The following is a 25825-nucleotide window of genomic DNA, read 5'->3' as shown; positions in this document are numbered from 1 at the left end:
CGGCGGCGGCAATCTTTGTATCATGCCGGCCATGGATTCAAGGTTCCCGGAATGAGCGATTCGAGCCCGATTCAGGCCGGCGGTGCGGCGGCCGGCCCGGCCCCCAGCAACGTGCCGGAATACAGCGTCACCGAGCTGTCGCTGCGCCTGAAGCGCAGCATCGAGGAGACCTTCGGCTGGGTGCGCGTGCGGGGCGAGATTTCCGGTTTCAAGCGGGCCGCCTCGGGGCACCTGTATTTCTCGCTGAAAGATGCCGACTCGGTGCTGGATGCCGTCTGCTGGAAAGGCAGCGCCGCCCGGCTGGGCGTGAAGCCGGAAGACGGCATGGAAGTGGTCTGCTCGGGCAAGCTGACCAGCTATCCCGGCCGCTCGAAATACCAGATGGTGGTCGAGCGCATGGAACTGGCCGGCCTGGGCGCCCTGATGGCCCTGCTGGAGCAGCGTAAGCAGAAACTGGCCGCTGAGGGCCTGTTCGCGCCCGAACGTAAACGCCCGCTACCCTATCTGCCGCGCGTGATCGGCGTCGTGACCTCGCCCACGGGCGCCGTTATCCGCGACATCCTGCATCGTCTGGCTGACCGGTTCCCGACCCATGTGCTGGTCTGGCCGGTGCTGGTGCAGGGCGAGGGCGCCGCCGAACAGGTGGCCAGGGCGATCCGCGGCTTCAATGCCTTGCCCGCAGATGGGACGGTGCCGCGCCCCGATCTGCTGATCGTGGCGCGCGGGGGCGGCAGCCTGGAAGACCTGATGGCTTTCAACGAGGAAGTCGTTGTGCGCGCTGCTGCGGGTTCCGATATTCCGCTGATCTCGGCCGTGGGTCATGAAACCGACACCACGCTGATTGATTTTGCCTCCGACCGCCGCGCACCGACGCCCACGGCGGCCGCGGAAATGGCGGTGCCGGTGCGCATGGAACTGGTTGCCAGCGTCGCCAGCTTCGATGAACGTCTGCGTCGTGGCATCACCCGGCTGGCCCGCGAGAAGCGTCAGCATCTGGATGGCCTGGGGCGTGGCCTGCGCGGCCCGCGCGAGCAGTTGGAAATGGCGCGGCAGCGTTTCGACGACTTGTCCGACCGTCTGAAACATGCCCTGCGCGTCGGCGTCGCGGCCCAGCGCGCCCAGATGGAAACCAAATTCGCGAAACTGCGGCCTGCTCTGTTGCGGCGGGAAGTGGCGGATTATCGCCGCCGGCTGCTGGATGCCGATGCGCGGCTGCTGCGTGCCCTGCGCCAGCGCCAGGCCGATGCGGCCCAGCGCCTGGCCCAGCCGGCGAAGCTGCTGGAAAGCCTGTCCTACAGGAATGTGCTGTCGCGTGGTTTCGCCGTGGTCTATGGCGCCGATGGCCATGCGCTGAAATCGGCGGCCGGCATGACACCTGGTGCCGCCGTCACCATCGAGATGCAGGATGGCCGCCGTCAGGCCCGCATTGAAGGTGGCAGCGCGGCACCGGCCCGTCGTGGCGCCGGTGCGGCAGCCAAGCCGCCCGGCCAGGAGGAGTTGTTCTGATGCAGACGCCGCCGTTGCCGCGCGAGACCGAGGCCAAGCTGTATTACCGGCATGGTGCCTTCGACATCGTGTTTCCCGGGTCCTACGTGCTCTGCGCCGTGACGCAGGCGCGCATTCCACTGAACAATTTGCGGTACTGGAGCGTAGATCGTCAGGAGGCCTATGCCGACGCGGTCGTTGCCCTTCAGGGCCTGTTGCGCGATCCGGTGCGACGCGGATGAAACGCTGGCTGGTGGTCTGCCTGCTGCTGCTTGCCGGCATGGCGCAGGGCAGGGCTCTGGCGAACGAACCACCGCCGGGCCTGACCTGGCAGGGCGATTTCAGCCAGGGTGGACTGGTGATCGGCCGGGCCGAACCGGGTCTGCAGATCAAACTCGGTGAACGCATGGTATCGGTGGCCGGCGACGGGCGTTTCGTGTTCGGCTTCGGCCGAGACGAACCGGCCTCGGTGCCCTTGACCGTGACGCGTGGCGGCAAGGCCGAGCAGGTGGCTTTGCAGGTGACGGCGCGAACCTATGATATCCAGCGGATCGACGGCCTGCCGCCTGCCCAGGTAACGCCGCCGCCCGCCGTGCTGGAGCGCATCCGGCGTGAAAACGCCAAGATCGCCGAGGTGCGCCAGCGCAACACGCCGCGGCAGGATTTCCTGCAGGGCTGGATCTGGCCGGTGAAAGGTATCGTCAGCGGCGTCTATGGCAGCCAGCGCATCCTGAACGGCGAGCCGCGCCAGCCGCATTTCGGGATCGATATCGCCGCACCCACCGGCACGCCGGTGCTGGCCAGTACGGATGGCGAAGTGGTGCTGGCAGAGAAGGATTTCTATTATACCGGCGGCACGGTCATCATCGACCATGGCATGGGCATCAATGCCGCCTATTCGCACCTGCAGAGTGTGACGGTGAAGGTGGGGCAGCGCGTGAAGCAGGGCGAGAAGATCGGCACCGTCGGCGCCACCGGACGGGCGACCGGCGCGCATCTGGACTGGCGGGTGAACTGGTTCGACGTCCGGCTCGATCCGCAGCGGCTGCTGCCGAAAGAGTGATCAGTCCTTCGGCCAGCGCTTGTGCACCCAAAACCACTGCTCCGGATTCCTGCGGATACGTTCCTCAATTTTCCGGTTTATCAGTAGCAAGGCATTATAGGTATCGCTCTCGCGATTGCCGGTGCTTTCGAGTTGTATCGGCGCTTCGATGGTGACGCGGAAATAGGCGCTGCCATCCATCCGCTCGCCATAGATCGGCACGACGGGGCAGTCGGCGCGCAGGGCCAGTTCGGCTATTGCAGGCGCGGTCATCGCCTCGCGGCCAAAGAATGGCACGGCAAGGCCTGTGTTCAGTTTCTGATCGACCATTATCGCGAGACACTCGTTCTGTTTTAGTGCCTTGAGCAACTCACGGGCCGCCTGCATGCCCTTTGGCACGTGGCGGCCGCCGACCGGTTTACGCAACTCCTGAAGCAGTTCCTCGGTCAGCGGATTGTTGGCGGCGCGATAAACCTGCACCAGGGGAATGCCATAATGCATACCCACAATGCTCATTACTTCCCAGTTGCCGAAATGGGCCGAGAAGAAAATTGCGGGTTTCTTGCTATCGCGGATCGCCACAAGATGCTCGGCGCCAACAACCTCGATACGTCCGCCGGTTTCGCGGGGCCCGATGCGGATATCGCCAAGATGGGCATATTCGGCCAGCACTCGGCCTAGGTTGTTCCACATGCCCCGCAGGATTGCCTCATGCCGTTCGGCCAGTTCAGGCAGCGCTAGCTGCAGGTTGGCAACAGCAGTTCTGTGAACCGGCAGGCGCGGCCCCAGGGTCTGTCCGAGCCAGCCGCCAAAGGCGGAGGCCCGATCAATCGACAAGGCACGGAACAGGGCAAGCGCGAGTCTGGCGCCCCAGGCGGCAATGTATTCATGTGGCTCGGCGCGTTTAAACACCAACGAGCCTACCTTTCAGGAACTGTTCGACGGCTGTGGGGTCGGCGAAAACCAGGCTGACGCGCAGCACATCTACCATCGACCGCGCTGCCCTGGGTAGTCGCGTCTGGTCCTTCGCGGTCGTCACCGGGATGGCATGCAGGGCGTGGGCCTGTTCCACCAGACGCATCACGGCATCTTCGCTGTAGGGTGCATGATCGGGAAAGGATTTGGTGGCGGCGATCTCTACGCCGGTCTGGCGCAGCGAGGCATAGAATTTTTCCGGCCGGCCGATGCCGGCAAAGGCCAGCGCGCGGCGGCCGCGCAGCCGCACAACATCGGCGGCATTGGGTTCGAGTTCGGCACGAAAAACCGGCCGTGTTCCGAATGACGGCAGAGGCACAACGGGTTTGCCGATCAGGACCACTGCGTCACAGCGCTCCAGGCCTTCCGCGATGGGCTCGCGCAGGGGGCCGGCGGGCAGCAGCCGGCCATTGCCGAAACCATAGCCGCCATCCACCACGACCAGGCTGAGCCGGCGGGCCAGTGCGTATGTCTGATGCGCGTCATCGGCGATGATGCAGCCGGCACCGGCCGCGACGGCGGCCCGGGCGGTGGCGGCCCGGTCTCGGCCGATCCAGGTGGGCGCGGCGGCATTTAGCAGCAGGGCCTCGTCACCCACATCGGCGGCGGTATGGCGCGACGGATCAACCCGAACGGGGCCTGCTAGGCGCCCGCCATAGCCGCGGCTGACGATCTGCGGATGTAGGCCCAGGCGGTGCAGGATTTCGGCCAGTGCGATGGCGGTTGGCGTCTTGCCTGCGCCGCCGGCGACCAGATTGCCGACCGAGATCACAGGACGCCCGCTATCCTGGGCTGTCGTGATCCTGCGGTTCAGGCGGTTCCCGAGTTCGTAAAGGGCCGCCAGTGGCTGCAGCAGGGCTGGCCAGGGCGAGGCCGTTCCGGCTAGCCAGAAGTCCGGCGCGCGGCTAGCCATCGCCGTCATCCTGCGTCAAGGCTATCGGTGCCGGCTCGACCGGCGGCTGGCTGTAATGGCGATCAGCCGCCTCGCACAGGGTGTTGAGCGCGGTTTCCACGCGCAACGCCGCCTGCTCGAGGCTTTCGTTCGGATCGCTGTGCACGTCGATGGGCTCGCCCCAGATATAAATGCCGCGATTGAACGGCCAGGGAATGATGAAACGATCCCACGACGCGGCAATCCGGCGACGGGCTGCACCATAAGTCAAGGGCAGGATCGGCACCTTGGCCAATCGTGCTGCGGCCACGATGCCGGTGCTGGCCCGCATGCGAGGCCCACGCGGGCCATCCGGCGTGAATGTGACATACTCACCCTGCTTCAGCAGTTGCAGAATGCTGCGCAGGGCAGCAGTGCCACCCTTGGCCTTGCCGCCCTTCGCGGTGGAGCCGCGCACGGTGCCGATCCCGAACGGATCCATGGCGCGTGCTATCAATTCCCCGTCGCGATGTTGCGAGATCAGCACATGCATGGGAAGTGTCGTGGTCCAGGCTGGCGGCATCATCAACAGGCGGCCGTGCCAGAAAGCCGTGATGAATGGCTTGCCATCACGCCAGAAGGACTGCGGGTGTTCGGCCCCAAAGGTTTCCCACCGTGAAGTGGCGCGCACGAAGCGCACATACAGCGCGATGGTATCAGCCGCCAAGCGGACTACGGGAGCGCTTCGCAGGATACGCTTGAGTAGCCCGGCCATGTTTTAAGCCGTGGCCTCGGCGGCGAACTGGGTGGCATACAGCCGCGCATAGGCACCGTTCCGTGCCAGTAATTCGGCGTGGCTGCCCTGTTCGACCAGGCGGCCGTGATCCAGCACGAAAATCACATCGGCGTCGATCACGGTGGACAGGCGATGGGCAATCACCAGCGTTGTACGCCCGCGCATCAGTTCGCCCAGCGCCGTCTGGATCAGGCGCTCGGATTCGGTATCCAGCGCACTGGTGGCCTCGTCCAGCAGCAGGATCGGTGCGTCGCGCACCATAGCGCGGGCGATGGCGATGCGCTGGCGCTGGCCACCGGAAAGCCGCACGCCATTTTCGCCCACTAGCGTGTCGTAGCCTTCCGGAAGGGCCATGATGAAATCATGCGCCGCCGCATGGCGGGCGGCGGCCTCGATATCGCCCAGATCGGCCTCCGGCCGACCATAGGCGATGTTGGCGCGGATGGTGTCGTCAAACAGGGTCAGTTCCTGGCTCACCAGTGCCACACTCCGCCGCAGCGAACCAAGCGTCACCGCACGCACATCCTGTCCGTCGATCAGCACGCGGCCTTCCGAGGCATCGTAAAAGCGCGGCACGAGATTAAGCAGGGTGGATTTGCCAGCTCCCGAGGCGCCGACCAGTGCAGCTTTTTTCCCGCGCGGCACCACAAGGGAAATGCCCTGCAGCGCGGTCTTGTCTTCGCTATAGCGGAAACTCACCTGTTCCAGGCGGATTTCGCCGCCCGAGACGACCAGCGGTTTCGCATCCGCCGCCTCGGTGATTTTGGGTTTGATGTCGAGCAGGCTGAAAATGCGTTCGGCGGCGGCCAATCCTTCCTGCAGGGCGGTGTTCAGGTTGGCCAGCGCCTTGAGCGGCTGGTAGGCCGAAAGCGCGGCATAGATGAAGGCGGTGAGCGTGCCGAGGGTCAGGGTCTCGGTGGTGCCGCCGATATAGATGATCACGGCGACCGCGATGCCGCCCAGGGCTTCGGTGGATGGGCTGGCCGCGGCGCGGGCGCGCACGACTTTCATGATGTGGCCGAGGCGCGTTTCCACCGACTGGCGCGCGCGGTCGATCTCGCGCTGCTCCATGCCGTAGGCCTTCACCATGCGCGCGCCGTCGAAGGTCTCGCTCAGGATCGTGGTCAGCTTGCCGGTTTCCTGCTGCGAGCGCGCCGAGCCCTTGCGCGCCTTCTTGCCCAGTCGCCGGGTGGTCAGGCCGACGAGCGGGAAAATCACGCAGACGATCAGGGCGAATTGCCAGTTCATGGCGAACATCACGCCAGTGAGGAAAATCAGGCTCAGGCTGTCCTTGACGATGCCGGTGAGGGCCTTCGACACCGCCTCGCGCAAGAGGCCGGCATCATACAGGAAGCTGGCGATCAGCTTGCCGGAATGCATCTCGTGCAGCCAGGCTAGGTCGGCCCGGATCATGTGGGCATACATGCGGACCTGGGTGTCGGCGATGATCCGTTCGCCGAACTGGGTCATCAGCGTGCCTTCGAAATAGGCGGCGATGGCCTTGATCACCACGACGGCGACCACCATCAGCGGAACCATCATGGTCCAGTAGGGATCACGTTCGGTGAAAACCTGGTCGATGGCCGGCTTGAGCAGCCAGGCGGTGGCAGCCGTCATCGCGGCCACGACGCCCATGCTTATCACAGCCAGGAACAGTGAGCCGATATGGGGGCGAACCTGTTCGGCCAGCAGGCGGCGGATCAGCGCCATGCTGCTGGCCGGTGCGTTGCTGACCGGGATGCCGGGGAGCGTGGGGGAAGTCACAGGAAATCCGTCCCGATGAAAGAGTCAATCTCGGCAAAGAGTTAATGCCGGCTGCTATAGCATGCGCTGTCCGTCGGGACCAGCGCGGCGCCATGCCGGACAATCCTATCCCGGTCCGCAGTCGGCAGGGTTGCATGAATAAAAGCTTGCGCGGCAGGCAGTTACCCCACCGTGCCCCTTACAGCCTCTGCTTGGCCGCCTGGGCCACGGCTTCCGGCGTGATGCCAAAATGCTTGTACAACTGCTCGTAGGGGCCCGAGGCGCCGAAGCCGCTCATGCCGACGAAGCCGCCCTTGATACCGAGATACCTGTCCCAGCCCTGGCGCACGCCAGCCTCGATGGCCACGCGCACGGTACCCGGGCCGAGCGTCTTTTCCTGATAGGCGGTATCCTGGGCATCGAACAACTCGAAGCTGGGCATCGAGACAACGCGGGTGGGAATCCCATCCTTCTGCAGCAACTCGCGGGCGGTCATGGCGATGGCGATTTCCGAACCGGTGGCGAGCAGGGTCACCTTTGCCGTGCCGTCGGCGGCGATCAGTTCGTAGCCGCCCCTGGCCACCAGATTTTCCTTACTGTGGCTGGTGCGCACGGCCGGCAGGTCCTGGCGGGTGAGGGCCAGCACGCTGGGACGATGTTTCTGTTCCAGTGCCACCTGCCAGGCTTCGGCGGTTTCCACCGCGTCGGCCGGCCGCAGAACGAGCAGGTTCGGAATGGCGCGCAGGGCGGCCAGGTGTTCGACCGGCTGGTGGGTCGGGCCGTCTTCGCCCAGGCCGATGGAGTCATGCGTCATGACATAGATGACACGCTGTTCCATCAGGGCCGAGAGGCGGATCGAGGGGCGGCAGTAATCGGTGAAGACCAGGAAGGTACCGCCATAGGGGATCAGTCCGCCATGTAGGGCGATGCCGTTCATCGCCGCCGCCATGCCATGCTCACGCACGCCGTAATAGACATAGCGGCCACTGAAGTCGCCGGGCTTGACCGGATTGAGGCCGGCGGTCTTGGTGTTGTTCGAACCAGTCAGGTCGGCCGAGCCGCCAACCGTCTCGGGCACGGCCGGATTGATGACTTCCAGTGCCATCTGAGATGCCTTGCGGGTCGCCCATTTCGGCTTGTCGGCGGCCAGCTTGGCCTTGTACTCGTCGATCACCTTGGCGAAATCGGCCGGCAGGTCGCCCTTGACGCGGCGGTCCCACTCGGCGCGCTGCGGCGCGGGCAGGGCGGCCAATGCCTTGTCCCAGGCCTGCTTCTTCGCGGCATTGGCGCTGCCTACCGTGCGCCAGGCCTTCAGGATGGCGTCGGGAATCTCGAAAGCCGCATGCGGCCAGCCCAGCTTCTCGCGCGCACCCTTGATCTCATCGGGGCCGAGCGGCGAGCCGTGAATGGCAGCCGTGCCGGCCTTGGTCGGTGCGCCATAGCCGATCACGGTGCGACAGGCGATCAGGCTGGGTCTGTCGCTCTTCTGTGCGGCAGCGATGGCGGCAGCCACGGCTTCCGGATCATGACCGTCGACGCGGATGGTTGCCCAGCCGCTGGCCTGGAAGCGGGTGATCTGGTCGTCAGAAACCGACAGGCTGGTCGGGCCGTCGATGGAAATTTCGTTATCGTCCCATAGGACGATCAGCTTGTTCAGCTTCATATGGCCGGCCATCGAGGCGGCTTCGTGGCTGATGCCTTCCATGAGGCAGCCGTCGCCAGCAATCACATAGGTATAGTGATCCACCACATCCTTGCCGAACTGGGCGGCCAGCAGGCGCTCGGCCAGCGCCATGCCCACGGCGGTGGCGATGCCCTGGCCCAAGGGGCCGGTGGTGGTTTCGATCCCGCCGGCATGGCCGAATTCGGGGTGGCCCGCCGTGCGCGAACCGATCTGGCGAAAGTTCTTCAGCTCCTCCAGCGTCATGTCCGGATAGCCGGTCAGGTGGAGGAGGGCATAGAGCAGCATCGACCCGTGGCCGGCAGACAGTACGAAGCGGTCACGGTCAGGCCATGTCGCATTCTGCGGGTCGAATTTCAGGAAGCGGCTGAACAGCACCGTCGCCACGTCGGCCATGCCCATCGGCATGCCGGGATGGCCCGAATTGGCCTTTTGCACGGCATCCATGGCGAGCGCCCGGATGGCATTCGCCATGTCGGCATGACTGACCGGGGCGGCGTGACGGGGGAAGGCTGTGGCGGCCTGCAGCATATCGGTGGAATCCCGCTTCTGGAGTCGAAAGCGGGCGGACCATGCCGGTCCCAGCGTCCCCCGTCAACCCATGCCTTAAGGCATGGGAAACCCTTTGAAAGACGGTCAGAATTCCTGCCAGTCGTCCTCATCCGGCGTGGCTGGCCGGGGCGCGGTCGCAGCCGGTTTCGCCGCCTTTGCAGGAGTCGCCGCATGAACCGGCTTGGCAGGGGTTGGCCTGGCAGTCACAGCCGGCTTTGTTGCCGGGACGGGGCTGGGGCTGGTCACGGCAGCCAGTTTCGGCGCAGAAGCCGTGGCGCGTCCATCCAGCTTGAAGAACCCGACCAGATCGGCCAGTTCGCTGGCCTGGCCTGCCAGACTCTGGGCGGCGGCCGTGGTTTCCTCCACCAGGGCGGCATTGCGCTGGGTCATCTCGTCCATCTGGCCGACGGCGGTGTTGATCTGCTCCAGGCCGGTCGCCTGCTCGCGGCTGGCGGCGGCGATCTCGGCCACGATGTCGGAAACCTTCTTGATCGAGGCCACGATCTCGGTCAGCGACTGGCCGGTGCGGCCCACAAGGTCGGCCCCGGTCTTGACCTGGGTATTCGATTCCTGGATCAGCGCCTTGATGTCCTTGGACGCATTGGCCGAACGCTGCGCCAGCGCGCGCACCTCCTGCGCCACCACGGCAAAACCCTTGCCGGCCTCGCCGGCGCGGGCAGCTTCCACGCTGGCGTTCAGGGCCAGCAGATTGGTCTGGAAGGCGATCTCGTCGATCAGGCCGACGATGTCGCTGATCTTCTGCGCGCTCTCCTCGATCCGGCTCACCGCCGAGACGGCATCGCCCACCACGCTGCCGCCCTTCTCCGCCGTGTCGCGGGCCGCCGTGGCCAGCTGGTTGGCGGCCTGGGCGTTGTCGGCATTCTGCTTCACCGTCGTGGTGATCTCGTGCATCGACGCCGCAGTTTCCTCGATCGAAGCTGCCTGCGATTCCGTGCGCTGCGCAAGGTCTTGCGAGCCCGAGGAAATCTCATCCGACGCGGTCTTCACCGACTGAGCCGTGTTGGTCAGGCGGCCGGCGAAGTCGCGCATGCGATCGGCCATGCTGTTGGCGCTATCCTTCAACTGGCCGAACACGCCGCGGTAGTCGCCGCGCACCGATTTGGTCAGGTCGCCGCCGGCCATCGCACCCATGGTGTCGGCCATTTCGCCGGCCATGGTCTGCAGCGTCGCGGCCAGACGGTTCAGTTCCTGGCTGGTGGTGAGGAAGAAGCCTTCCTTGCCGCCTTCGTTGATGCGGCCCGACAGGTCGCCTTGCGCCACCTTGTTGACCAGGCCGGCGATTTCCTCGCCGGCAGCCCTTTCGCGGGCCTCGCGTTCGATGCGCCGCTGCTCGCTCTCCTCGCGCTGGCGGGCGATATCAGCTTCGGCCTGCTCGCGGGCAACCATGTTGTCCTTGAACACCTGCACGGCCTTGGCCATCTGGCCGATTTCGGCGCCTCGATCAACGAAGGGGATTTCCACAGCGAGGTCGCGGTCGGCCAGACGCTGCATGGCGCCGGTCATCCGCTGGATCGGGCCGCTGACGCGCCATTGCACGATCAGGAAACCGAAGACGGTGAAGGCTATGGCGGCGACCAGCAGGGCACCATTCAGGCCCAGGCTTTGCTGTGTCTGGGTCATTTGCGCATCGGCGCGCTTGATCAGTTCGTCCAACGCCGTATTGGCGATCGCATTCAGAAGATTGAGGCTGTCGACCACGCCCGGCTGGTATTTCGAGATCGGTACCGGCGAGGGTTGGCCGCTGCTCAGGGCCTTTACAATGGTCTGACGCTCCTCGCCGATCGGGCCGGAGAAGAAGGCTTTGGCATTGTTAACGACCTCTCGCACGGAAGCGGGCGCATCATCGCGCGCAGCGATGACGGTAACGATTTCCCACGCCGTAGCCGAGCGGCCGGCATCGTCGGCATGGGCCATGACCTCGGGAATCCCCCAGTTCTGGTTGGCCGACATGGTGGTGAGGATGCGCAGGACCATGGATCCGGAATAGTTGCGGATCGTCCAGGCGTTCTGTTTGACGGTCAGCATCTGGTCGACGACGGGATCGACAAGCTGGAGTGAGGCTTCCAGGAAATCAGAAGCCTCCTGCAGGGCATTCAGATAACCCTGAGTCACGCGCGGCCAGTCCTGCATGGCCTGCGCGTCACGCTGATCCTTGGGCTGGGCGATCAGCGTCATCATCTTGGGGCGCATTGTTTCGACGGCATCATGCGCGGATTTCAGCTTGGTCTGGATCGGAGCCGCGCCCGGCAGGTCGCGGAGCGCCGACAGAAGCGCATAGCCGGTATTATAGCCGTCCTTCGTATTGTCTCGCTGGGTGGTGATGTTGTCGATGCTGTCCTTGCTGGCAGGGGCATCGGCGCGGAACGCGATCATGATGTTGCCGCGCTCCAGTCGGTGCTGCTGCAGACTGCGGAAGAAGGCCTGACTGATCGGGGCCAGCGTCGCCACCTTTTGGGCAGCGCTATAGCGCTGGATGGCTTCGTTCAGCGAGATCGCGCTGATCGCAACCAGCATGATGCCCAGGACGCCGATAACGAGCCCCAGTGTGGTGCGGATGGAAAAAGTCGGCATGGGTCTTCCCCTTTGTCCCCGTGTTGGGGTTGTCAGCGGAGTTAAATTAGCCCGACTTTTGTGCAATGCACCCGGTTAAAGTGCATAGGTTATCAAGATTTAATCCTTACGCGGCGTAAGGCGTAGTCGCGGCGGCAGATGCCAGCGAGTCGCAACCATGCGGCCGCAAGCGGCCATGGTTCGGCATTGGAGAAAATTACGCTTGGGCGACGGCGCCAGACCCTTGTTGTGCAGCGATCTGTTCCATCTGCGCCGCCGTGTCCTGGTTGACCAGATGGTCGAGGTCGATGATCGACACCATGCGGTCGCCGCGTGCGACAATCGCGTTGAGGAAGCGGTAGTCGGCTTCCATCCCGGTTTCCGGCACACCCTGCAGGTCGCGTTCAGCGATCGACAGGATGTCGGATACGGAATCGACCAGCAGGCCAAAGGTGCCGTTGGCGGCCACCACGACGATCACGACATGCATGCTGGTCGGCGTGGTGCGGCCACCGCCGAAGCGGACGCGCAGATCGTATATCGGCACGATGGTTCCGCGCAGGTTGATGATGCCGCGTACGAAGTCCGGCGTGTTGGGCAGGTTCGTCACCTCTGTCCAGGCCCGGATTTCCCGCACGCTCAGGATATCGATGCCGTAATCTTGGCTGTCGATCGAAAAGGTAAGGTATTCGTTGCTGCCGGTGGCATCGCCCGATTGTGTAGCGGCGTGTCCGCGTGTCGTCGCAATGCTGTTGTGCGGGATATTGCCGCTGCCGTGATCGCTCGATGCTGTAGGGAGCTGGGTCATGGTGCCTCCTCTGATCAGCGCGCCGCCGGTGGGGTGCCGTGCGCCTTTTTATCAAATCAAAGGCCGGGAAGGCAGACATATTCTGCTTGCGTCGCCAGAATTTATTGGCTGATGTATAGCCGTCCGTTCAATGATGTTTCATAAATCTGGCGAAAAACAGGATTGTCATCCCGCGCTGCCGGTCCTGCTGCACCGGTCAGCATCCCGAAAGGTATCGTTGCCATGAAATTGCCCGTCAATGCCTTCAAGCATGCATTGAAGGAAGGCCGCCCGCAGATCGGATTGTGGGCATCCCTGTGCAGCAACATCGTGGCCGAGATCGTCGCCACCGCCGGCTTCGACTGGGTGGTTCTGGATACCGAGCATTCCCCGAATGAAGTGCCAATGATCCTGCAGCAGCTGCAGGCCATGCAGATCGATGCCAACACCGCCAGCCCCGTGGTTCGCCCGGCCTGGAACGATGCGGTGCTGATCAAGCGCTTCCTCGATATAGGTTCGCCCAATCTGATCCTGCCCTTCGTGCAGGATGCTGATGAAACCCGCCGCGCGGTGGCCGCCACGCGGTATCCGCCGCGCGGGATCCGTGGCGTATCCGGATCGCAGCGCGCCAATCGTTATGGCCTGGTGCAGGATTATCATGCCCATGCCGACAGCGAGATCGGCGTGATCGTGCAGGTGGAGACGGGTGCGGCCCTGAACCGCATCCCTGAGATCGCCAAGGTCGATGGCGTGGATGGCATCTTCATTGGCCCGGCCGACCTGTCGGCTGATCTGGGGCATCTGGGCAACAGCGCCCATCCCGATGCGCAGGCCGCGATTATGCGCGGATTGCAGCTCTGCCAGGCGGCCGGCAAGCCCTGCGGCATTCTCGCGCCGAACGAAGATGATGCGCGGCGTTATCTGGATGCCGGCTTCACATTTGTCGCGGTCGGCGTCGACCAGGGGCTGCTGGCCAAAGCGACCCGCGATCTGGCGCGGCGTTTCCGCAGCCATCTGGGCCGCGTCTGATCAATCCGGTTTGCGCCGGACCCAGAAACGGTAGCAATTGGCGAACAGGTCGGGATTTTCGAGTTCTATCTCGGCCCAGTGATCGAGATTGGTGGCCGTGGGGTCGTCGGGGAATCGCGCGCGATATCCCGACAGGGCTTTCGGCGAGGAAAACTCGAAGCCAAGGAATTCCAGTCCGGCTCCATTGATGAACTGGCGCAATTGCTGCGGCGTGTAGCGATGCTCCTGGCGGTGGAACACCAAGTCGCGCAGGTCACTGAGTGCGTAATAGGCGCTGGATGCACTCAGTCTCGCGGCCAGTTGCGGATCATGCTTGGGCAGGATGCGTCGGAATTCCCGCACCTCTTCCGGGCTGTCGCCAAGGCGGAGCCTGGCGATCAGGTCGCGTGCCTTCACCACGTCGCGGCGGCCGACCTCGCTGTAGAGGCCCAGCATCATGTAGCCGCCCGGTTTCAGTAGCGCGACCAGTTGCGCCAGCCCGGCGGCTGGGTCGCGCAGGTGATGCAGCACGCCGAAACTCTCGATCACGTCGAAACGCCGTGGGACGCTGCCGAGCTTCAGGATATCCGCTTGGGCGAATTCCACGTTGCTGATCCCGATCTCGGTCGCCTTGCGGATGGCATAGGACAGGCTTGTGCGACTCAGATCGATCGCCAGGACCTTCGAGAAGGCATAGCTGGTGGCGGCCAGGATGGCATGCAAGCCCGTGCCGCAGCCGGCCACCAGAATCTCGGGCGTGAGACGCTCTTCCGCCGGTATTTGCTGCAGTGGAAGGGCGGTTCGTAGCCGACTGCTCACTGTCTGAGGCGTGCCAAGGATCGGCTGATGCCAGCGCGGGAAGGGGCTTTCCTCATACATCTCCCTCACGGCCTGGCTGGTCTGGTCCTCGATGGGGGTCAAGGCCGGGATGGTCGTGGCGATGCGCTGTTCTGCCAGCGGCTCGTCGATCTGAATGCGTTTCAGGTCGGCATAGGCATCCGGCCACGAGGCAGAAGCCAGGCGCTCGACGTCGTGGCGCTGGTAAAGCGGTCGATAGCAGGCATATACCGCGAAGAGGGCTGGGCTATCGGCAGGCGAATACGTCTCCAGCTTTGCCGCCAGTTCAGTCAGCGCGATGGTTTCGTGTTGCGAAACCCAGTCGATGTATTCCGCCTGGAAGCCGCAGATCGCCATCAGGCAGAGCAGGGATTCGTATCGCGACAATGCCTCGGGGGAGTTAAAGGCCATGGCCAGCAGACCGCGCCGCAACGCCGTGAGCCGCCGTTCCAGCTTTGGATGGCTGACGAGGCCGTATTTCAGCCAGGCGGGCAGTGCCGTGATGCCCAGCAGGTCAGGGCAGGAGGGCCGGCTCAGCACGGCGGCGACGGCCTGTCCCGGCATAGCATCAATCGGGTTCAGTGCGACGAAAACCGGGTCCAGGCAGATCGCGCTTTCGATCAGCGGCGCAAGGTCGCGCGGTTCGATGCCCGGCTCGCCCAGCAGGGGCAGCACGTTGGCCACCAGTTCTGGATTGGGCTGCTTCAGCCGCACATCGCGCAGCGAACGCGCTAAGCCGACCTTGTAGCGCACTATGTCTGGCGCCAGCTTGTGGGCCAGTCCGAAAAAGCGGATGGCCTGCTTGGCGTCGCCCTTGATCATCAGGGCATAGCCCAGCATGTAGTTGGTTTCGGGGTTCTTGGCACTGGAACTTCGGGCGGTGGCCAGTGCACCGATCGCGGAATCCACGCTGTCTTCAGCTAGAAAGATATGGGCCAGCCCGATATAGGCCTCATTGTATTTCGGATTGAGCGCGATGGCCGCGCCGAAGCTGTTCCTGGCGCCTTCGCGATCGCCGAGCGCCAGCAGGATATGCCCCAGGGTGACGTGATAATCCTCGAAATGGAAATCCTTCGCGATGGCCTGATCGACCAACTGGCGGGCAGTGTCCAGCGCGCCGCGCTGGAAGGCGATGTATCCCTTCAGATGCAGGGCGTCGGCGAAGTCGGGCTCCTGCTTGAGGATGCTGTCCAGAAAGCCCTCAGCCTGGTCGAACCGCTCGGTTTCGATTGCGCGGATCGCCGCCCGCAGCATGGGCAGCAGATGTGCCTTTGCCGCTATTTCATCGGGGTTTGGAAGTGACATTTCGCTTTGCAGCAGGGGCTGATGACGGATTACTCTTCCACCTTAAGAGGAACGCCCCGTTGGAGCAAACATAATGAAAACAACGCCCGTCACTGCCGCCGACCTGTCTGCGTCCGTTCTGGCGGTGCCGCCATTGGCCCGTTACTCGGACCTGACCCTGAACGAGGAGGCGAATCGGCAGCTGATCGCCTATCTCGAGGCCGGTGGGGTGCGCAGCCTGATGTATGGCGGCAATGCCAACTTCTACAACGTGTCGGTTGGCGAATATGCCGAGATTCTGGATTTCCTGATCGACGCGGTCGGGACCGACACCTGGCTGATTCCGTCCTTCGGTCCCGATTACGGCAAGCTGATCGACCAGGCCAAGATTCTGCGCGGCTCCAAGGTGCCTGCCGCCATGGCCCTGCCGCAGACCTTCCCCGCCACTTCTGAGGGCGTGGAAGTCGGCTTGCGGCGTGCCGCGGTCACCATGGGCAAGCCGGTGATCCTGTATATCAAAGCCGAGAACTACATCGCGCCGGAAGCGGCCGGCCGACTGATGCGGGAAGGGCTGGTTTGCGCGGTGAAATACGGCACCGTGCGTGCCGACCCGGCCCAGGACGAGTATCTGAAACGCCTCCTCGATCATGTCGATCCGGCGCTGGTGATCAGCGGTATCGGCGAGCGGCCGGCGATCGTGCATTTCCAGAAATTCGGCCTGCGCAGTTTCACCTCTGGCTCGGTCTGCGTGGCACCGCGCGGCTCGATGGCAATGCTTGCCGCCCTGCAGCGCGGCGACGTGGCCGAAGCCGAGCGGTTGCGCGAGGCCTATCTGCCGCTGGAAGACCTGCGCGACGGTATCAGTCCGATCCGCACCCTGCACGACGCGGTCACGCTGGCCGGGATCGCCGATATGGGGCCGATGCTGCCGCTGATGAGCGTGTTGGGGCCTGAGCAGCGTGCCAGGGTGAAGCCGGTGGCCCAGGCCCTGAAGGACTGGGATTCCGGCCTGGCCAAGGCCCAGGCGGCCGAATAGCTGGGAACCGCCGGCGCCAATAAAAAAGCCCCGGTGCGAGCCGGGGCTTTTTTGTTGTCGGGCCTAGGCTTACTCGCCGCCGCCGGCCTTCTTCTTTTCTTCCTCGACCAGTTCCTTCTTCGAGAGCTTGCCGATCAGTGTCTTGGGCAGGGCCTCGCGGATATCCATCGCCACGGGCATCTCGTGCTTGCCCAGCTTGTCCTTCAGGAAGTCGCGCAGTTCGTCGAAGGTGAAGGGCTGTGCGCCAGCCTTCAGCTTGATGAAGGCCTTCGCCGACTGGCCGCGATACTGGTCGGGAATGCCGATCACGGTGCATTCTTCCACCGACGGATGCTCGTAGATCGCTTCCTCGATGTTGCGCGGATAGACGTTGAAACCGCCCGAGAGGATCATGTCCTTCTTGCGGTCGACGATGAAGATATAGCCGTCCTCGTCGATATAGCCCACGTCGCCGGTATGGAAGCGGCCGCCGGCGAAGGCTTCCGCCGTCGCCTCGGGCTTGTTCCAGTAGCCCTTCATCACGTTCGGGCCGGTGATGCAGATCTCGCCGGTTTCCTTCACGCCCAGCACCTTGAGCGGGTCGTCGACATCGACGATCTCGATCGTCACGCCCGGCAGCGGCAGGCCGCAGGAACCGCGCCTGCGCACGCCGCCATGCACCGTCTGGGTGCCGGCCGGCGAGGTTTCGGTCATGCCCCAGCCCTCGATCATCTTGCAGCCGGTGGCATTCTCGAACTTGTCCTGCACCTCGACCGGCAGCGGGGCGCCGCCGGATGCGCAGAATTTCAGCCCCGAAAGGTCGTAATCCTTCAGGTTCGGCAGGTTGACGATGGCGGCATACATCGTCGGCACGCCAGGGAAGATCGAGATCTTCTTCTTGTGCAGGTCCTCGATCACTGCCTTCAGGTCGAAGCGTGGATGCATGATGAATTCAGCACCAATGGTCAGCATGCGCAGCAGCACCGCGCTCAGGCCATAGATGTGGAACATCGGCAGGACCATCAGCACGCGTTCCTTGCCGTCATCCAGCAGGTTCAGGTTGCCGGTCCAGCTAGCATACATATGCACCGTGGCCGTGATGTTGCCATGGGTGAGCATGGCGCCCTTGGGTTGGCCGGTGGTGCCGCCGGTATATTGCAGGATCGCCACTTCCTCGGCGGGATCCTTTACCGGATGCGGGGTATAGCGGCCGTCATTGGCGATCAGGTCGGCGAAGCGGATATGCTTGTCGTCCTTCGGAACGGCGGCGATTTCCTTGCCCTTGGCCAGCGGGAACAGCAGGTTCTTGGGGAAGGGCAGCACATCGGGCAGGCGGCAGACCACCACCTTCTTCAGCCGCGTGGTGCCGATCATCTTGGCGATGTTGGGGTACAGCGCCTTGAGGTCCAGCGTCACGATGATGTCGGTCTGGCTGTCCTCGATCTTGTAGCGCAGCTCGCGTTCGGCATCGAGCGGGCTGTAGTTCACCACCCGGCCACCGGCCTTCAGGATGGCGAAGAAGCAGATCACATAATGCGGCGTGTTGGGCAGGAACAGGCCAACATGCACGCCCGGGCCGACGCCGAGCTGCTGGAAGCCTTTGGCAGCGCGGTCGACCAGGTCGGAAACCGCCGCGTAGGTATACCCCTTGCCCATGAAATCCAGGCAGGGCCGCGGCGCGAAGCGCGCGACGGCATCGTCCAGCAGGGTCCAGATCGGCCTGGCCTGGAAATTCTGTGCCCAGGTTACCCCGGCCGGATAGGATTTTTCCCAGAACGGTGCGCTCATTATGCTCCCCCTAGACTTCGGGCCGGCCATCACGGGCCGGAGACGGACCCATTCTAGGAACCGGCTGGCTCCGGCGCAACGTGGCGCTGCGTCAAGCGAATTGGGTTCATCCGGGCGGGGCGGGCGGCACCCGCCGGGTTGCGTCCGGGCGCGGCGGCTGGCACACTTGATAACTAAGTTTCCAATCCCCGATGAGGCCAGAATGGGCGGCGCCAAGGATATGCGGGCGGAACGCGACCGGTTTGTCGCTTTCGCCTTCTCCGCTGCCGACCTGATGCTCGAGGTGGCCGCCGACGGCCAGATCATCTTCGCCACTGGTGCGGCGCGGCTGATCGCCGGTTGCGAGAGTACCGGCCTGGTGGGCCAGAATTTCGCCACCCTGATCGAGGAAGCCGACCGTCATTTTGTGCTCAACCTGCTGGCCGGGCTGACCATCGGTGCACGGATCGAGCCGGTCACGATCCGCCTGCTGAACCTGGAAGGCAAGCCAGGTGCGCTCTGCGTGCTGGGCGGCTGCTGCCTGCCGCGGCAGGAGGGACGGTATTATCTGACGCTGTCGAATGCCCGGTTGCCCCAGGCCGAGGCGGCGCTGCAGAACAAGCGCGATTACCAGACCGGCCTGCTGACAACCGAGGATTTCGAGACCCGCGCCGGCGACCGCCTGAAACTGGCCCGCGACCTGGGGTCAGAGGTCAAGCTCACCTTGGTCGAAATCGTCGGCCTGAAGGAACTGGTCGAAAGCCTGCCGCCGGAAGACAGCCAGTTGCTGATGGGCGATGTTGGCGCGCTGATCCGCGCCAAATCCATCGGGGGCGACACGGCCGGCCATATCGACCCGGAGAAATATGGCATCCTGCATGCCGCACCACTGGATCAGGATGTCGTGGCCGAGCAGGTGCGCAACCTGATCAGGCAGAGCAGTACCCAGGCCGCCAAGGCGGCCGAGGCGTTGGGGGTTCGCAGCGCGACGCTCGACCTGCAGGCCCGGGGCATGAGCGATGAGGATGCCGCCAGTGCCATGGCCTTTGCCGTCGAACGGTTCGCCAATGAAGGCGCCGCCAGTTTCGCCACCCTGCATACCACCGAAGACAGCCTGAAGGCCTTGCTGCAGAAAACGGTGTCGCGGGTGCGCGCTCTGCGCTCGGCGGTGTCCAGCCGGCAGTTCCAGCTCGTTTTCCAGCCCATCGTGCGGCTCGATACCCGCACCCTGCATCACTACGAGGCGTTGTCGCGCTTCGAGGATGGAGGGTCGCCTTTCGAGACGATCCGCCTGGCCGAAGGCGTGCACATGATCGGCGAATTCGATCTTGCCGTGGTGCAGCGCGTGGTCGACATGCTGGCCGAACGCCGCCGCCAGGGCGAGACCATCGACGTGGCGGTCAATCTCTCCGGCCGCAGCCTGGAAAGCTCGGTCTTCATGGCCGCGCTGCGCGAAATCCTCGCCGTGGATCCGAGCCTGCGCCGGCAACTGATCTTCGAGATCACGGAATCGACCCAGATCACCAACATGGTGCATGCCGCCAATGCGGTGCGGCAACTGCGCGAGGACGGCCATTTCGTCTGTCTCGACGATTTCGGTGCCGGCGCCGCCTCGTTCCCCTATCTGCAGGCGCTGGAGATCGATTACGTCAAGATCGATGGCGCCTATGTGAAGGCGCTGCAGACCCAGGGACAGGACCGCGACCGCGCCATCCTCAAAGGCATGGTCTGGCTGTGCAAGGAACTCGGCATCGGCACGGTGGCCGAAATGGTCGAGACCGAGGACCAGGCCCGCCTGCTGCTCGACTTCGGCATCGATTACGGCCAGGGCTACCTGTTCGGCCGGCCCGAACCCGACCCCAGGCTCGAACCGCTGCGGCTCGACGACGATCCGGGCCCGCATCGCAACCCGGCCGAAGTCAGGCTCAAGCGCCGCTGATCTAGCCGCGCAATTCCACCTTGCCGTGATCCAGCACCACCACGTCGCGCTCCATCAGGCGGGCGCGGAACGATACGATGTTGCCGTCGCGCCAGATTTCCGTGTGGATTGTCTCGCCTGGGAAAACCGGCGCGGTGAAGCGCGCCTCGATATGCGCGATCCTGGCCGGATCGTGGTCGCAGACCGCTTTCACCACGGCGCGCACGGCATGGCCATAGGTGCACAGGCCATGCAGGATCGGACGCGGAAAACCAGCCGCCTTGGCAAAGGCCGGATCGGCATGCAACGGATTGCGGTCGCCGCATAGACGGTAGAACAGCGCCTGGTTCGGCTGGGTCTTCGCCGTCACGCCGGCATCGGGCTGGCGGTCGGGGATCGTATGCGGTGCCGGCGGGCCGTCCCCCGCCGCACGGGCCGGGCCGCCGAAGCCGCCATCGCCACGCGCGAACACGGTGGACAGCAGGGTCACCAGCTTCTCGCCGCTTTGCGCATCGCTCAGGGTGTTTTCGGTCAGCATGATGGCGCCCTTGCCGGCGCCTTTGTCGAACACGTCCCTGATGCGCACCTTGGCCTTGATCCGGCCGCTGGGCGGCAGCGGCTTATGGATGGTCACGCGCTGCTCGCCATGCACCACCATCACGTAGTTGATGCCGGTCTTCGGCGTCCAGCTATCGTCCCAGGCGATCACGGTGGCCAGGCTGGGCAGGGCGCGCAGGTCCTTCTCGAACACGAAGGGCAGTTCGTCGGCATCCATGGGATCATGCCCCATGCCGACGCTGAGCGCGTAGAGCATGGTGTCGCGGTCGCTGTAGCTGAATTCGCGTTCCGGAATGTCGAGGCGCAGCAGTTCGTCATAGACAATCGGCATGGTTCCTCCGTAAATCTTTTCCCGACTGTAACCGCGCCGCGGAACGCAGACCAGCCCTGCCGTAACGGCAGGGCGAATGGGAGGAACAATGGCTTACGCAACCTTCGATTTCTCGGTCGAAAACCATATTGCCCGCATCATCTTCAACCGGCCCGACAAGGCCAATGCCATGGTGCTGCCGTTTTGGCAGGAAATGGTGGACGTGTTCGCCGAGATCGAGGATCGCCCGGAAATCCGCGCCGTCGTGATTTCGTCGACCGGCAGGCATTTCACCGGCGGGCTGGATCTTTCTGCCTTCGCCAATATCGCCGGCGAGATGATGCAGGGCGACCGCGGCCGGGTAGGCGAGCAGATGCGCCGCACCGTGGCCGAGATGCAGGAAACCTTCGCTGTGATCGACCGCTGCCGCGTGCCGGTGCTGGCGGCGATCCAGGGTGGCTGCATCGGCGGCGGTGTCGACCTGATCTCGGCCTGCGACATGCGCTATTGCACGAACGATGCCTGGTTTTGCATCCAGGAGATCAACATCGGCATGACCGCCGATGTCGGCACTTTGCAGCGCCTGCCGCAACTGATGCCGTCGGGGCTGGTGCGCGAACTCGCCTATACCGGCCGCCGCATGGCCGCCGACGAGGCGTTCCGCTGCGGCCTGGTGAATGCCAGCTATGCCACGCAGGACGAGATGCTGGCCGCCGTGCTGGAGATCGCCAAAACAATTGCGTCGAAATCGCCGCTGGCCGTGCATGGCAGCAAGGAGATGCTGAACTACACCCGCGACCACGATACGGCCGATGCGCTCAATTACATGCAGGTCTGGCAGGCCGGCATGTTCCTCAGCATCGATCTGATGGAGCAGATGCAGGCCAACCAGCAGAAGCGCGAGGCGAAATTCGCCGACCTGCTGCCGGCCAAGAAGATCGTGCGCCGCCGTCGCTGAGGGTCGGGCGTCGTTAGTCAGTCGACGCCCAGCACCTTCCAGATGCCTTCGGCGGCGAGCACCACGCGTTCGCCCACTTTGGCTTCGCCCTGCACGAAGATGATGCTGCGGGTCTGGCGCACGATGCGGCCGCGCATTTCCATCCAGTCGCCGGGTTTCACCGCGCCGATGAACTGGTTGTTCAGCGAGATGGTGGCGCAGGCCCGCCGTTCGACGGCATCCCAGACCAGCCAGCCCAGCATATGGTCGGCAAATGTCATCAGCATGCCGCCATGCACCACGCCGCGCGAATTGGTGTGGCGGTCCTCGGCCAGCAGGCCATAGGTCGAACTGCCGTCTTCCTCGCGGCGGACCCAGACGGGACCGACGATCTGGGTGAAGGGGCCCTGGCCGTGGCGCTGTTTCCAGCCGGCGGCGGCGGGATCGAAAGTCATCGCGAATCTGTCCGTTTTGTATGCATGCGCTGCGATTGAGCAGGAGAGGTCGAGTCCATGCAAGCCTTCCTGCGGGGTTTACCCTGCGTCACAGCTTGCGCAGCGCGAATGCCGGTCCTAACCTCTTGCCCGATTTGAGGGAGAGAAACGCCATGGATCTCGAATTCACGGCCGAGGAACGCGCTTTCCGGGAAGAGGTGCGCGGCTTCATCCGCGACAGCCTGCCGCCAGCGCTGGCCGAGAAGACCCGCCGCATGACCCATCTGGGCCGCGAGGATTTCGTCACCTGGCACCGCATACTCAACCAGCGCGGCTGGGGCGCGCCAGGCTGGCCCAAGGAATATGGCGGTCCGGGCTGGACGCTGATCCAGCGCTATATCTTCGACGAGGAATGCGCCGCCGCCGATGCGCCGCCTTTGCTGCCCTTCGGCATCGCCATGGTGGGGCCGGTGATCTACACCTTTGGCACCGAGGAACAGAAGAAGCGCTACCTGCCGCGCATCCTCAATATGGACGACTGGTGGTGCCAGGGCTATTCCGAACCGGGTTCAGGTTCCGATCTCGCCAGCCTGCGCACCAAGGCCGAAAGCGACGGCGACCATTACGTGGTTAATGGCCACAAGATCTGGACCACCCAGGCGCATTACGCGAACATGATGTTCTGCTTGGTGCGCACCGATCCGAACGCCAAGCCGCAGGAGGGTATTTCCTTCCTGCTGATCGACATGAACACGCCCGGCATCACCGTGCGGCCGATCATCTCCATCGATGAAGGCCATGGTGTGAACGAGGTGTTCCTCGACAATGTGCGTGTGCCCAAGAGCAATCTGATCGGCAAGGAAGGCAAGGGCTGGACCTATGCTAAGTTCCTGCTGGGTAACGAGCGTACCACCATCGCCGAAGTCTCGACCTCCAAGCAGCGCCTGCGCCGCCTTAAGGAAATCGCCCGTGCCGAACAGGCTTTCGGGGCCCCGTTGATCGAGGAAGCCAGCTTCCGCGCCAAGGTGGCCGCCGTCGAGATCGAACTGATGGCACTGGAATACACCAACCTGCGTGTGCTGGCGGCCGAGACGGCGGGCAAGGGCGTGGGGCCGGAAGCCAGCATGCTGAAAATCCGCGGTTCGGAGATTCAGCAGACCATCACGGAACTGGCCTGCGAGGCGCTGGGTTACTACGCCAATCCCTACGAACACCGGCCGGATGGCTCCAACCAGCCGCCCGTCGGCCCCGATTACGCGCAGGGCCGCATGGAAGCCTTCCTCTATAACCGCGCCACCACGATCTATGGCGGCTCAAACGAGATTCAGCGCAACATCATCGCCAAGATGGTGCTGGGCTTGTAACGCAAACGGAATTCTGAAGCAGGGAAGAACGAGACAATGGATTTCAATCTGTCCGAAGAACAGAAGCTGCTGGCCGACAGCGTGGAAAGCTGGCTGCAGGACAAATACGATTTCGACCGCTGGCGCAAACTGGTGAAGACCGATCTGGGCTATGCGGAGGAAAACTGGCAGACCATGGCCGAGCTGGGCTGGCTGTGCATCCCGCTGCCCGAGGATCATGGCGGTCTGGGCGGCGGCAGCGTCGACACCATGCTGCTGGCCGAACGTTTTGGTCGCCATCTGGTGGCCGAGCCGTATTTCTCCACCGTGATCCTGGGCGCCGGCCTGGTCATGGCGGCCGGCGACGCGAAGCAGCAGGCCGAATACCTGCCGCAGATCGCCGAGGGCAAACAGAAATGGGCCTTTGCCTTCGCCGAGCATGGCGGCCGTTTCGCGCTGAATGAAGTGCGCACCAAGGCCGTGAAGGACGGCGGCGGCTGGGTCATCAGCGGCAAGAAGATCGTGGTGCGCGATGCCCCCAGCGCCAGCAAGCTGGTCGTACTGGCGCGCACGGCGGGCAATGATGCCGACGAGACGGGCCTGGGCCTGTTTGTGGTGGATGCCAATGGCGCCGGCGTGTCGCGGCAGGATTACCGCACCGTGGATAACGGCCGCGCATCCGACATCGCTTTCGAGAAGGCGCCGGCCGTCGCGGTGCTGGGCGATCCGGCCGGCGCGTTGCCGGCCGTGGAGAAGGTGGTTGACCAGGCGATTGGCTATCTGTCGGCCGAGGCGGTCGGCGCCATGGCCGCCCTGCACGAAACCACGCTGGCCTATGCCAAGACGCGCAAGCAGTTCGGCCGGCCGATCGGCGATTTCCAGGTGATCCAGCATCGCCTGGTCGACATGATGATGCAGCTGGAAAGCGCCCGTTCGCTCTCGCTGCTCGCCAACCTGAAGATGGATGCGCCGGCGAAGGAGCGCGCCAAGGCCGCCGCTGCCGCCAAGGTGCAGACCGGCCGCTCGGGCCGTTTCGTGGGCCAGCAGGCCGTGCAGCTACATGGCGGCATGGGCATGACCGATGAGCTGAATGTCGGCCATTACATGAAGCGGCTGATGACCATCGACACCCTGTTCGGCCATGCCGACCATCACCAGCGCCGCTTCGCCGCCCTCAGCGATTGAAGACGGAACAGAAACAGGGGTTGGAATCTGAACGTGCCGGCTGCGAGAGTAACGGAATTACGTCGGATTAGGCCCGGGTGAGTCGAATGTCGACCTCTCGCTCGACATAGTTCCATTCCGGGCTTTGCCGCAGACGCTCGAGTAGCATCTCGAACGCGCTGTCGTCGCCGGGGGCGAATTCAAACCAGGTCAGGAAATCGAAATCGCCGCCCAGATCGCGGCAATGGTGCAGACGGCGCGCTATACCGGGCAGGTATTCCTGTCCGATCTCGATGTGTTTGGACTGGGCTTCAAAGATTTCGCGGCGCTCATCTTGCGCCAAAGTCCACCAGGCCTCGGATTTTCGTATTGGAATCAGAGCTGCCCGGGTCGATGCTGGACGGCCCAGGCCCTGCTGCCGCGCCGTGAGGGAAGCGGTTTCCAGGCGCGTGGTGTATCGCGTATTGCTGGTAAAGCCCCGCAGCATCCATGCTGTCCCAGCATCGGCTGCTGGATCGTTGCCCTCTATCACTGTCAGTGCGTCCGCTGCGGCCAGGCTTTCTCCGATCACTGCATTGATGCGGTCGATCCGCCATGGGCCTGAGGTTCCGGCGATGAATGTCACGTGAAGCGGGCTGAGCATGGCGCGTATGGTATCGACAGGCATCGCCTCGGTTCAATTGTTTCTTGCGCTATGGCAATTGAGACGCTTCACTGGGGCGTGGCGGCGCCTATTGCATAGGCAGG

The 25825-nt window shown here is 64.0% G+C and carries 21 protein-coding genes; 9 read left to right on the top strand and 12 right to left on the bottom strand.

Going from position 1 to position 25825, the window contains the following annotated elements:
- The first annotated feature begins 51 nt into the window (after positions 1–51).
- The 3 genes from xseA to ACK4FJ_RS02710 are packed head-to-tail and all read left to right on the top strand — an operon-like array spanning position 52 to position 2548.
- Complete coding sequence (gene xseA, locus ACK4FJ_RS02720; RefSeq protein ID WP_409763650.1) at positions 52–1506, top strand: exodeoxyribonuclease VII large subunit; 1455 nt, start codon at positions 52–54, stop codon at positions 1504–1506.
- A complete protein-coding gene (locus tag ACK4FJ_RS02715; protein WP_409763647.1) occupies positions 1506–1727 on the top strand; it encodes a DUF2093 domain-containing protein in 222 nt (73 codons plus the stop codon). Before xseA ends, ACK4FJ_RS02715 begins: the two co-directional genes overlap by 1 nt.
- The gene (locus ACK4FJ_RS02710; RefSeq protein WP_409763644.1) at positions 1724–2548 is read left to right on the top strand and encodes a M23 family metallopeptidase; all 825 of its coding nucleotides are present in this window, start codon (positions 1724–1726) and stop codon (positions 2546–2548) included. The genes ACK4FJ_RS02715 and ACK4FJ_RS02710 overlap by 4 nt, the downstream gene beginning before the upstream one ends.
- Here the strand turns inward: ACK4FJ_RS02710 and ACK4FJ_RS02705 are convergent, their stop codons facing one another.
- From ACK4FJ_RS02705 to ACK4FJ_RS02675, 7 genes are all read right to left on the bottom strand, one after another.
- The gene (locus ACK4FJ_RS02705; RefSeq protein ID WP_409764864.1) at positions 2549–3439 is read right to left on the bottom strand and encodes a lysophospholipid acyltransferase family protein; all 891 of its coding nucleotides are present in this window, start codon (positions 3437–3439) and stop codon (positions 2549–2551) included. It lies immediately after the preceding gene.
- Positions 3432–4415: a tetraacyldisaccharide 4'-kinase gene (gene lpxK / locus ACK4FJ_RS02700; protein WP_409763641.1), complete on the bottom strand. Its 984-nt coding sequence runs from the start codon at positions 4413–4415 to the stop codon at positions 3432–3434. The genes ACK4FJ_RS02705 and lpxK overlap by 8 nt, the downstream gene beginning before the upstream one ends.
- Positions 4408–5100 (bottom strand): lysophospholipid acyltransferase family protein, encoded by a 693-nt coding sequence (locus ACK4FJ_RS02695; protein ID WP_409763638.1) that lies wholly within the window; start codon positions 5098–5100, stop codon positions 4408–4410. Before ACK4FJ_RS02695 ends, lpxK begins: the two co-directional genes overlap by 8 nt.
- Before the next feature lie 51 nt (positions 5101–5151).
- Complete coding sequence (locus ACK4FJ_RS02690; RefSeq protein ID WP_409763635.1) at positions 5152–6933, bottom strand: ABC transporter ATP-binding protein; 1782 nt, start codon at positions 6931–6933, stop codon at positions 5152–5154.
- 178 nt (positions 6934–7111) lie between these two features.
- On the bottom strand, positions 7112–9124 hold the full coding sequence (gene tkt / locus ACK4FJ_RS02685) for a transketolase (protein WP_409763632.1): 2013 nt from the start codon (positions 9122–9124) through the stop codon (positions 7112–7114).
- A gap of 105 nt (positions 9125–9229) precedes the next feature.
- The gene (locus ACK4FJ_RS02680; protein WP_409763629.1) at positions 9230–11737 is read right to left on the bottom strand and encodes a methyl-accepting chemotaxis protein; all 2508 of its coding nucleotides are present in this window, start codon (positions 11735–11737) and stop codon (positions 9230–9232) included.
- Between the two features lie 196 nt (positions 11738–11933).
- On the bottom strand, positions 11934–12524 hold the full coding sequence (locus tag ACK4FJ_RS02675) for a chemotaxis protein CheW (RefSeq protein ID WP_409763626.1): 591 nt from the start codon (positions 12522–12524) through the stop codon (positions 11934–11936).
- Between the two features lie 222 nt (positions 12525–12746).
- Here ACK4FJ_RS02675 and ACK4FJ_RS02670 point away from each other — a divergent pair, with 222 nt between their 5' ends.
- Positions 12747–13532, top strand: a complete 786-nt coding sequence (locus ACK4FJ_RS02670) for an HpcH/HpaI aldolase family protein (RefSeq protein WP_409763623.1) — start codon at positions 12747–12749, stop codon at positions 13530–13532.
- Here ACK4FJ_RS02670 and ACK4FJ_RS02665 read toward each other — a convergent pair whose 3' ends face one another.
- Positions 13533–15653 carry a methyltransferase domain-containing protein gene (locus tag ACK4FJ_RS02665; protein ID WP_409763620.1) on the bottom strand — a complete coding sequence of 707 codons (2121 nt, stop codon included), beginning with the start codon at positions 15651–15653 and terminating at the stop codon, positions 13533–13535.
- A gap of 73 nt (positions 15654–15726) precedes the next feature.
- On the opposite strand from ACK4FJ_RS02665, the gene ACK4FJ_RS02660 reads away from it, so the two are divergent.
- Positions 15727–16668 (top strand): dihydrodipicolinate synthase family protein, encoded by a 942-nt coding sequence (locus ACK4FJ_RS02660; RefSeq protein ID WP_409763617.1) that lies wholly within the window; start codon positions 15727–15729, stop codon positions 16666–16668.
- A gap of 69 nt (positions 16669–16737) precedes the next feature.
- Here ACK4FJ_RS02660 and ACK4FJ_RS02655 read toward each other — a convergent pair whose 3' ends face one another.
- Complete coding sequence (locus tag ACK4FJ_RS02655) at positions 16738–18435, bottom strand: AMP-binding protein (RefSeq protein ID WP_409763614.1); 1698 nt, start codon at positions 18433–18435, stop codon at positions 16738–16740.
- A 202-nt stretch (positions 18436–18637) separates the two neighbouring features.
- On the opposite strand from ACK4FJ_RS02655, the gene ACK4FJ_RS02650 reads away from it, so the two are divergent.
- Entirely contained in the window at positions 18638–20353 is a 1716-nt protein-coding gene (locus ACK4FJ_RS02650; protein ID WP_409763611.1) for an EAL domain-containing protein, read from the top strand.
- Between the two features lies 1 nt (position 20354).
- On the opposite strand, the gene ACK4FJ_RS02645 is transcribed toward ACK4FJ_RS02650, so the two are convergent.
- On the bottom strand, positions 20355–21221 hold the full coding sequence (locus ACK4FJ_RS02645) for a MaoC/PaaZ C-terminal domain-containing protein (RefSeq protein WP_409763608.1): 867 nt from the start codon (positions 21219–21221) through the stop codon (positions 20355–20357).
- Between the two features lie 88 nt (positions 21222–21309).
- On the opposite strand from ACK4FJ_RS02645, the gene ACK4FJ_RS02640 reads away from it, so the two are divergent.
- Positions 21310–22158, top strand: a complete 849-nt coding sequence (locus tag ACK4FJ_RS02640) for a crotonase/enoyl-CoA hydratase family protein (RefSeq protein ID WP_409763605.1) — start codon at positions 21310–21312, stop codon at positions 22156–22158.
- Positions 22159–22175: 17 nt separating this feature from the next.
- Here the strand turns inward: ACK4FJ_RS02640 and ACK4FJ_RS02635 are convergent, their stop codons facing one another.
- Positions 22176–22592 carry a PaaI family thioesterase gene (locus tag ACK4FJ_RS02635; RefSeq protein ID WP_409763602.1) on the bottom strand — a complete coding sequence of 139 codons (417 nt, stop codon included), beginning with the start codon at positions 22590–22592 and terminating at the stop codon, positions 22176–22178.
- Between the two features lie 152 nt (positions 22593–22744).
- On the opposite strand from ACK4FJ_RS02635, the gene ACK4FJ_RS02630 reads away from it, so the two are divergent.
- Both ACK4FJ_RS02630 and ACK4FJ_RS02625 read left to right on the top strand, forming a co-directional pair.
- Positions 22745–23935: an acyl-CoA dehydrogenase family protein gene (locus tag ACK4FJ_RS02630; protein WP_409763599.1), complete on the top strand. Its 1191-nt coding sequence runs from the start codon at positions 22745–22747 to the stop codon at positions 23933–23935.
- Between the two features lie 36 nt (positions 23936–23971).
- On the top strand, positions 23972–25099 hold the full coding sequence (locus ACK4FJ_RS02625) for an acyl-CoA dehydrogenase family protein (protein WP_409763596.1): 1128 nt from the start codon (positions 23972–23974) through the stop codon (positions 25097–25099).
- A 67-nt stretch (positions 25100–25166) separates the two neighbouring features.
- Here ACK4FJ_RS02625 and ACK4FJ_RS02620 read toward each other — a convergent pair whose 3' ends face one another.
- Positions 25167–25745, bottom strand: coding sequence for a chlorite dismutase family protein (locus ACK4FJ_RS02620; protein WP_409763593.1), 579 nt, complete (start codon positions 25743–25745; stop codon positions 25167–25169).
- Positions 25746–25825: the final 80 nt, after the last annotated feature.

The organism is Ferrovibrio sp. (assembly GCF_046297595.1).
In the GTDB taxonomy this organism is placed as follows: domain Bacteria; phylum Pseudomonadota; class Alphaproteobacteria; order Ferrovibrionales; family Ferrovibrionaceae; genus Ferrovibrio.
Note: the sequence above shows the minus strand (reverse complement) of the source record. Positions and strands in the feature narration are given on the sequence as shown.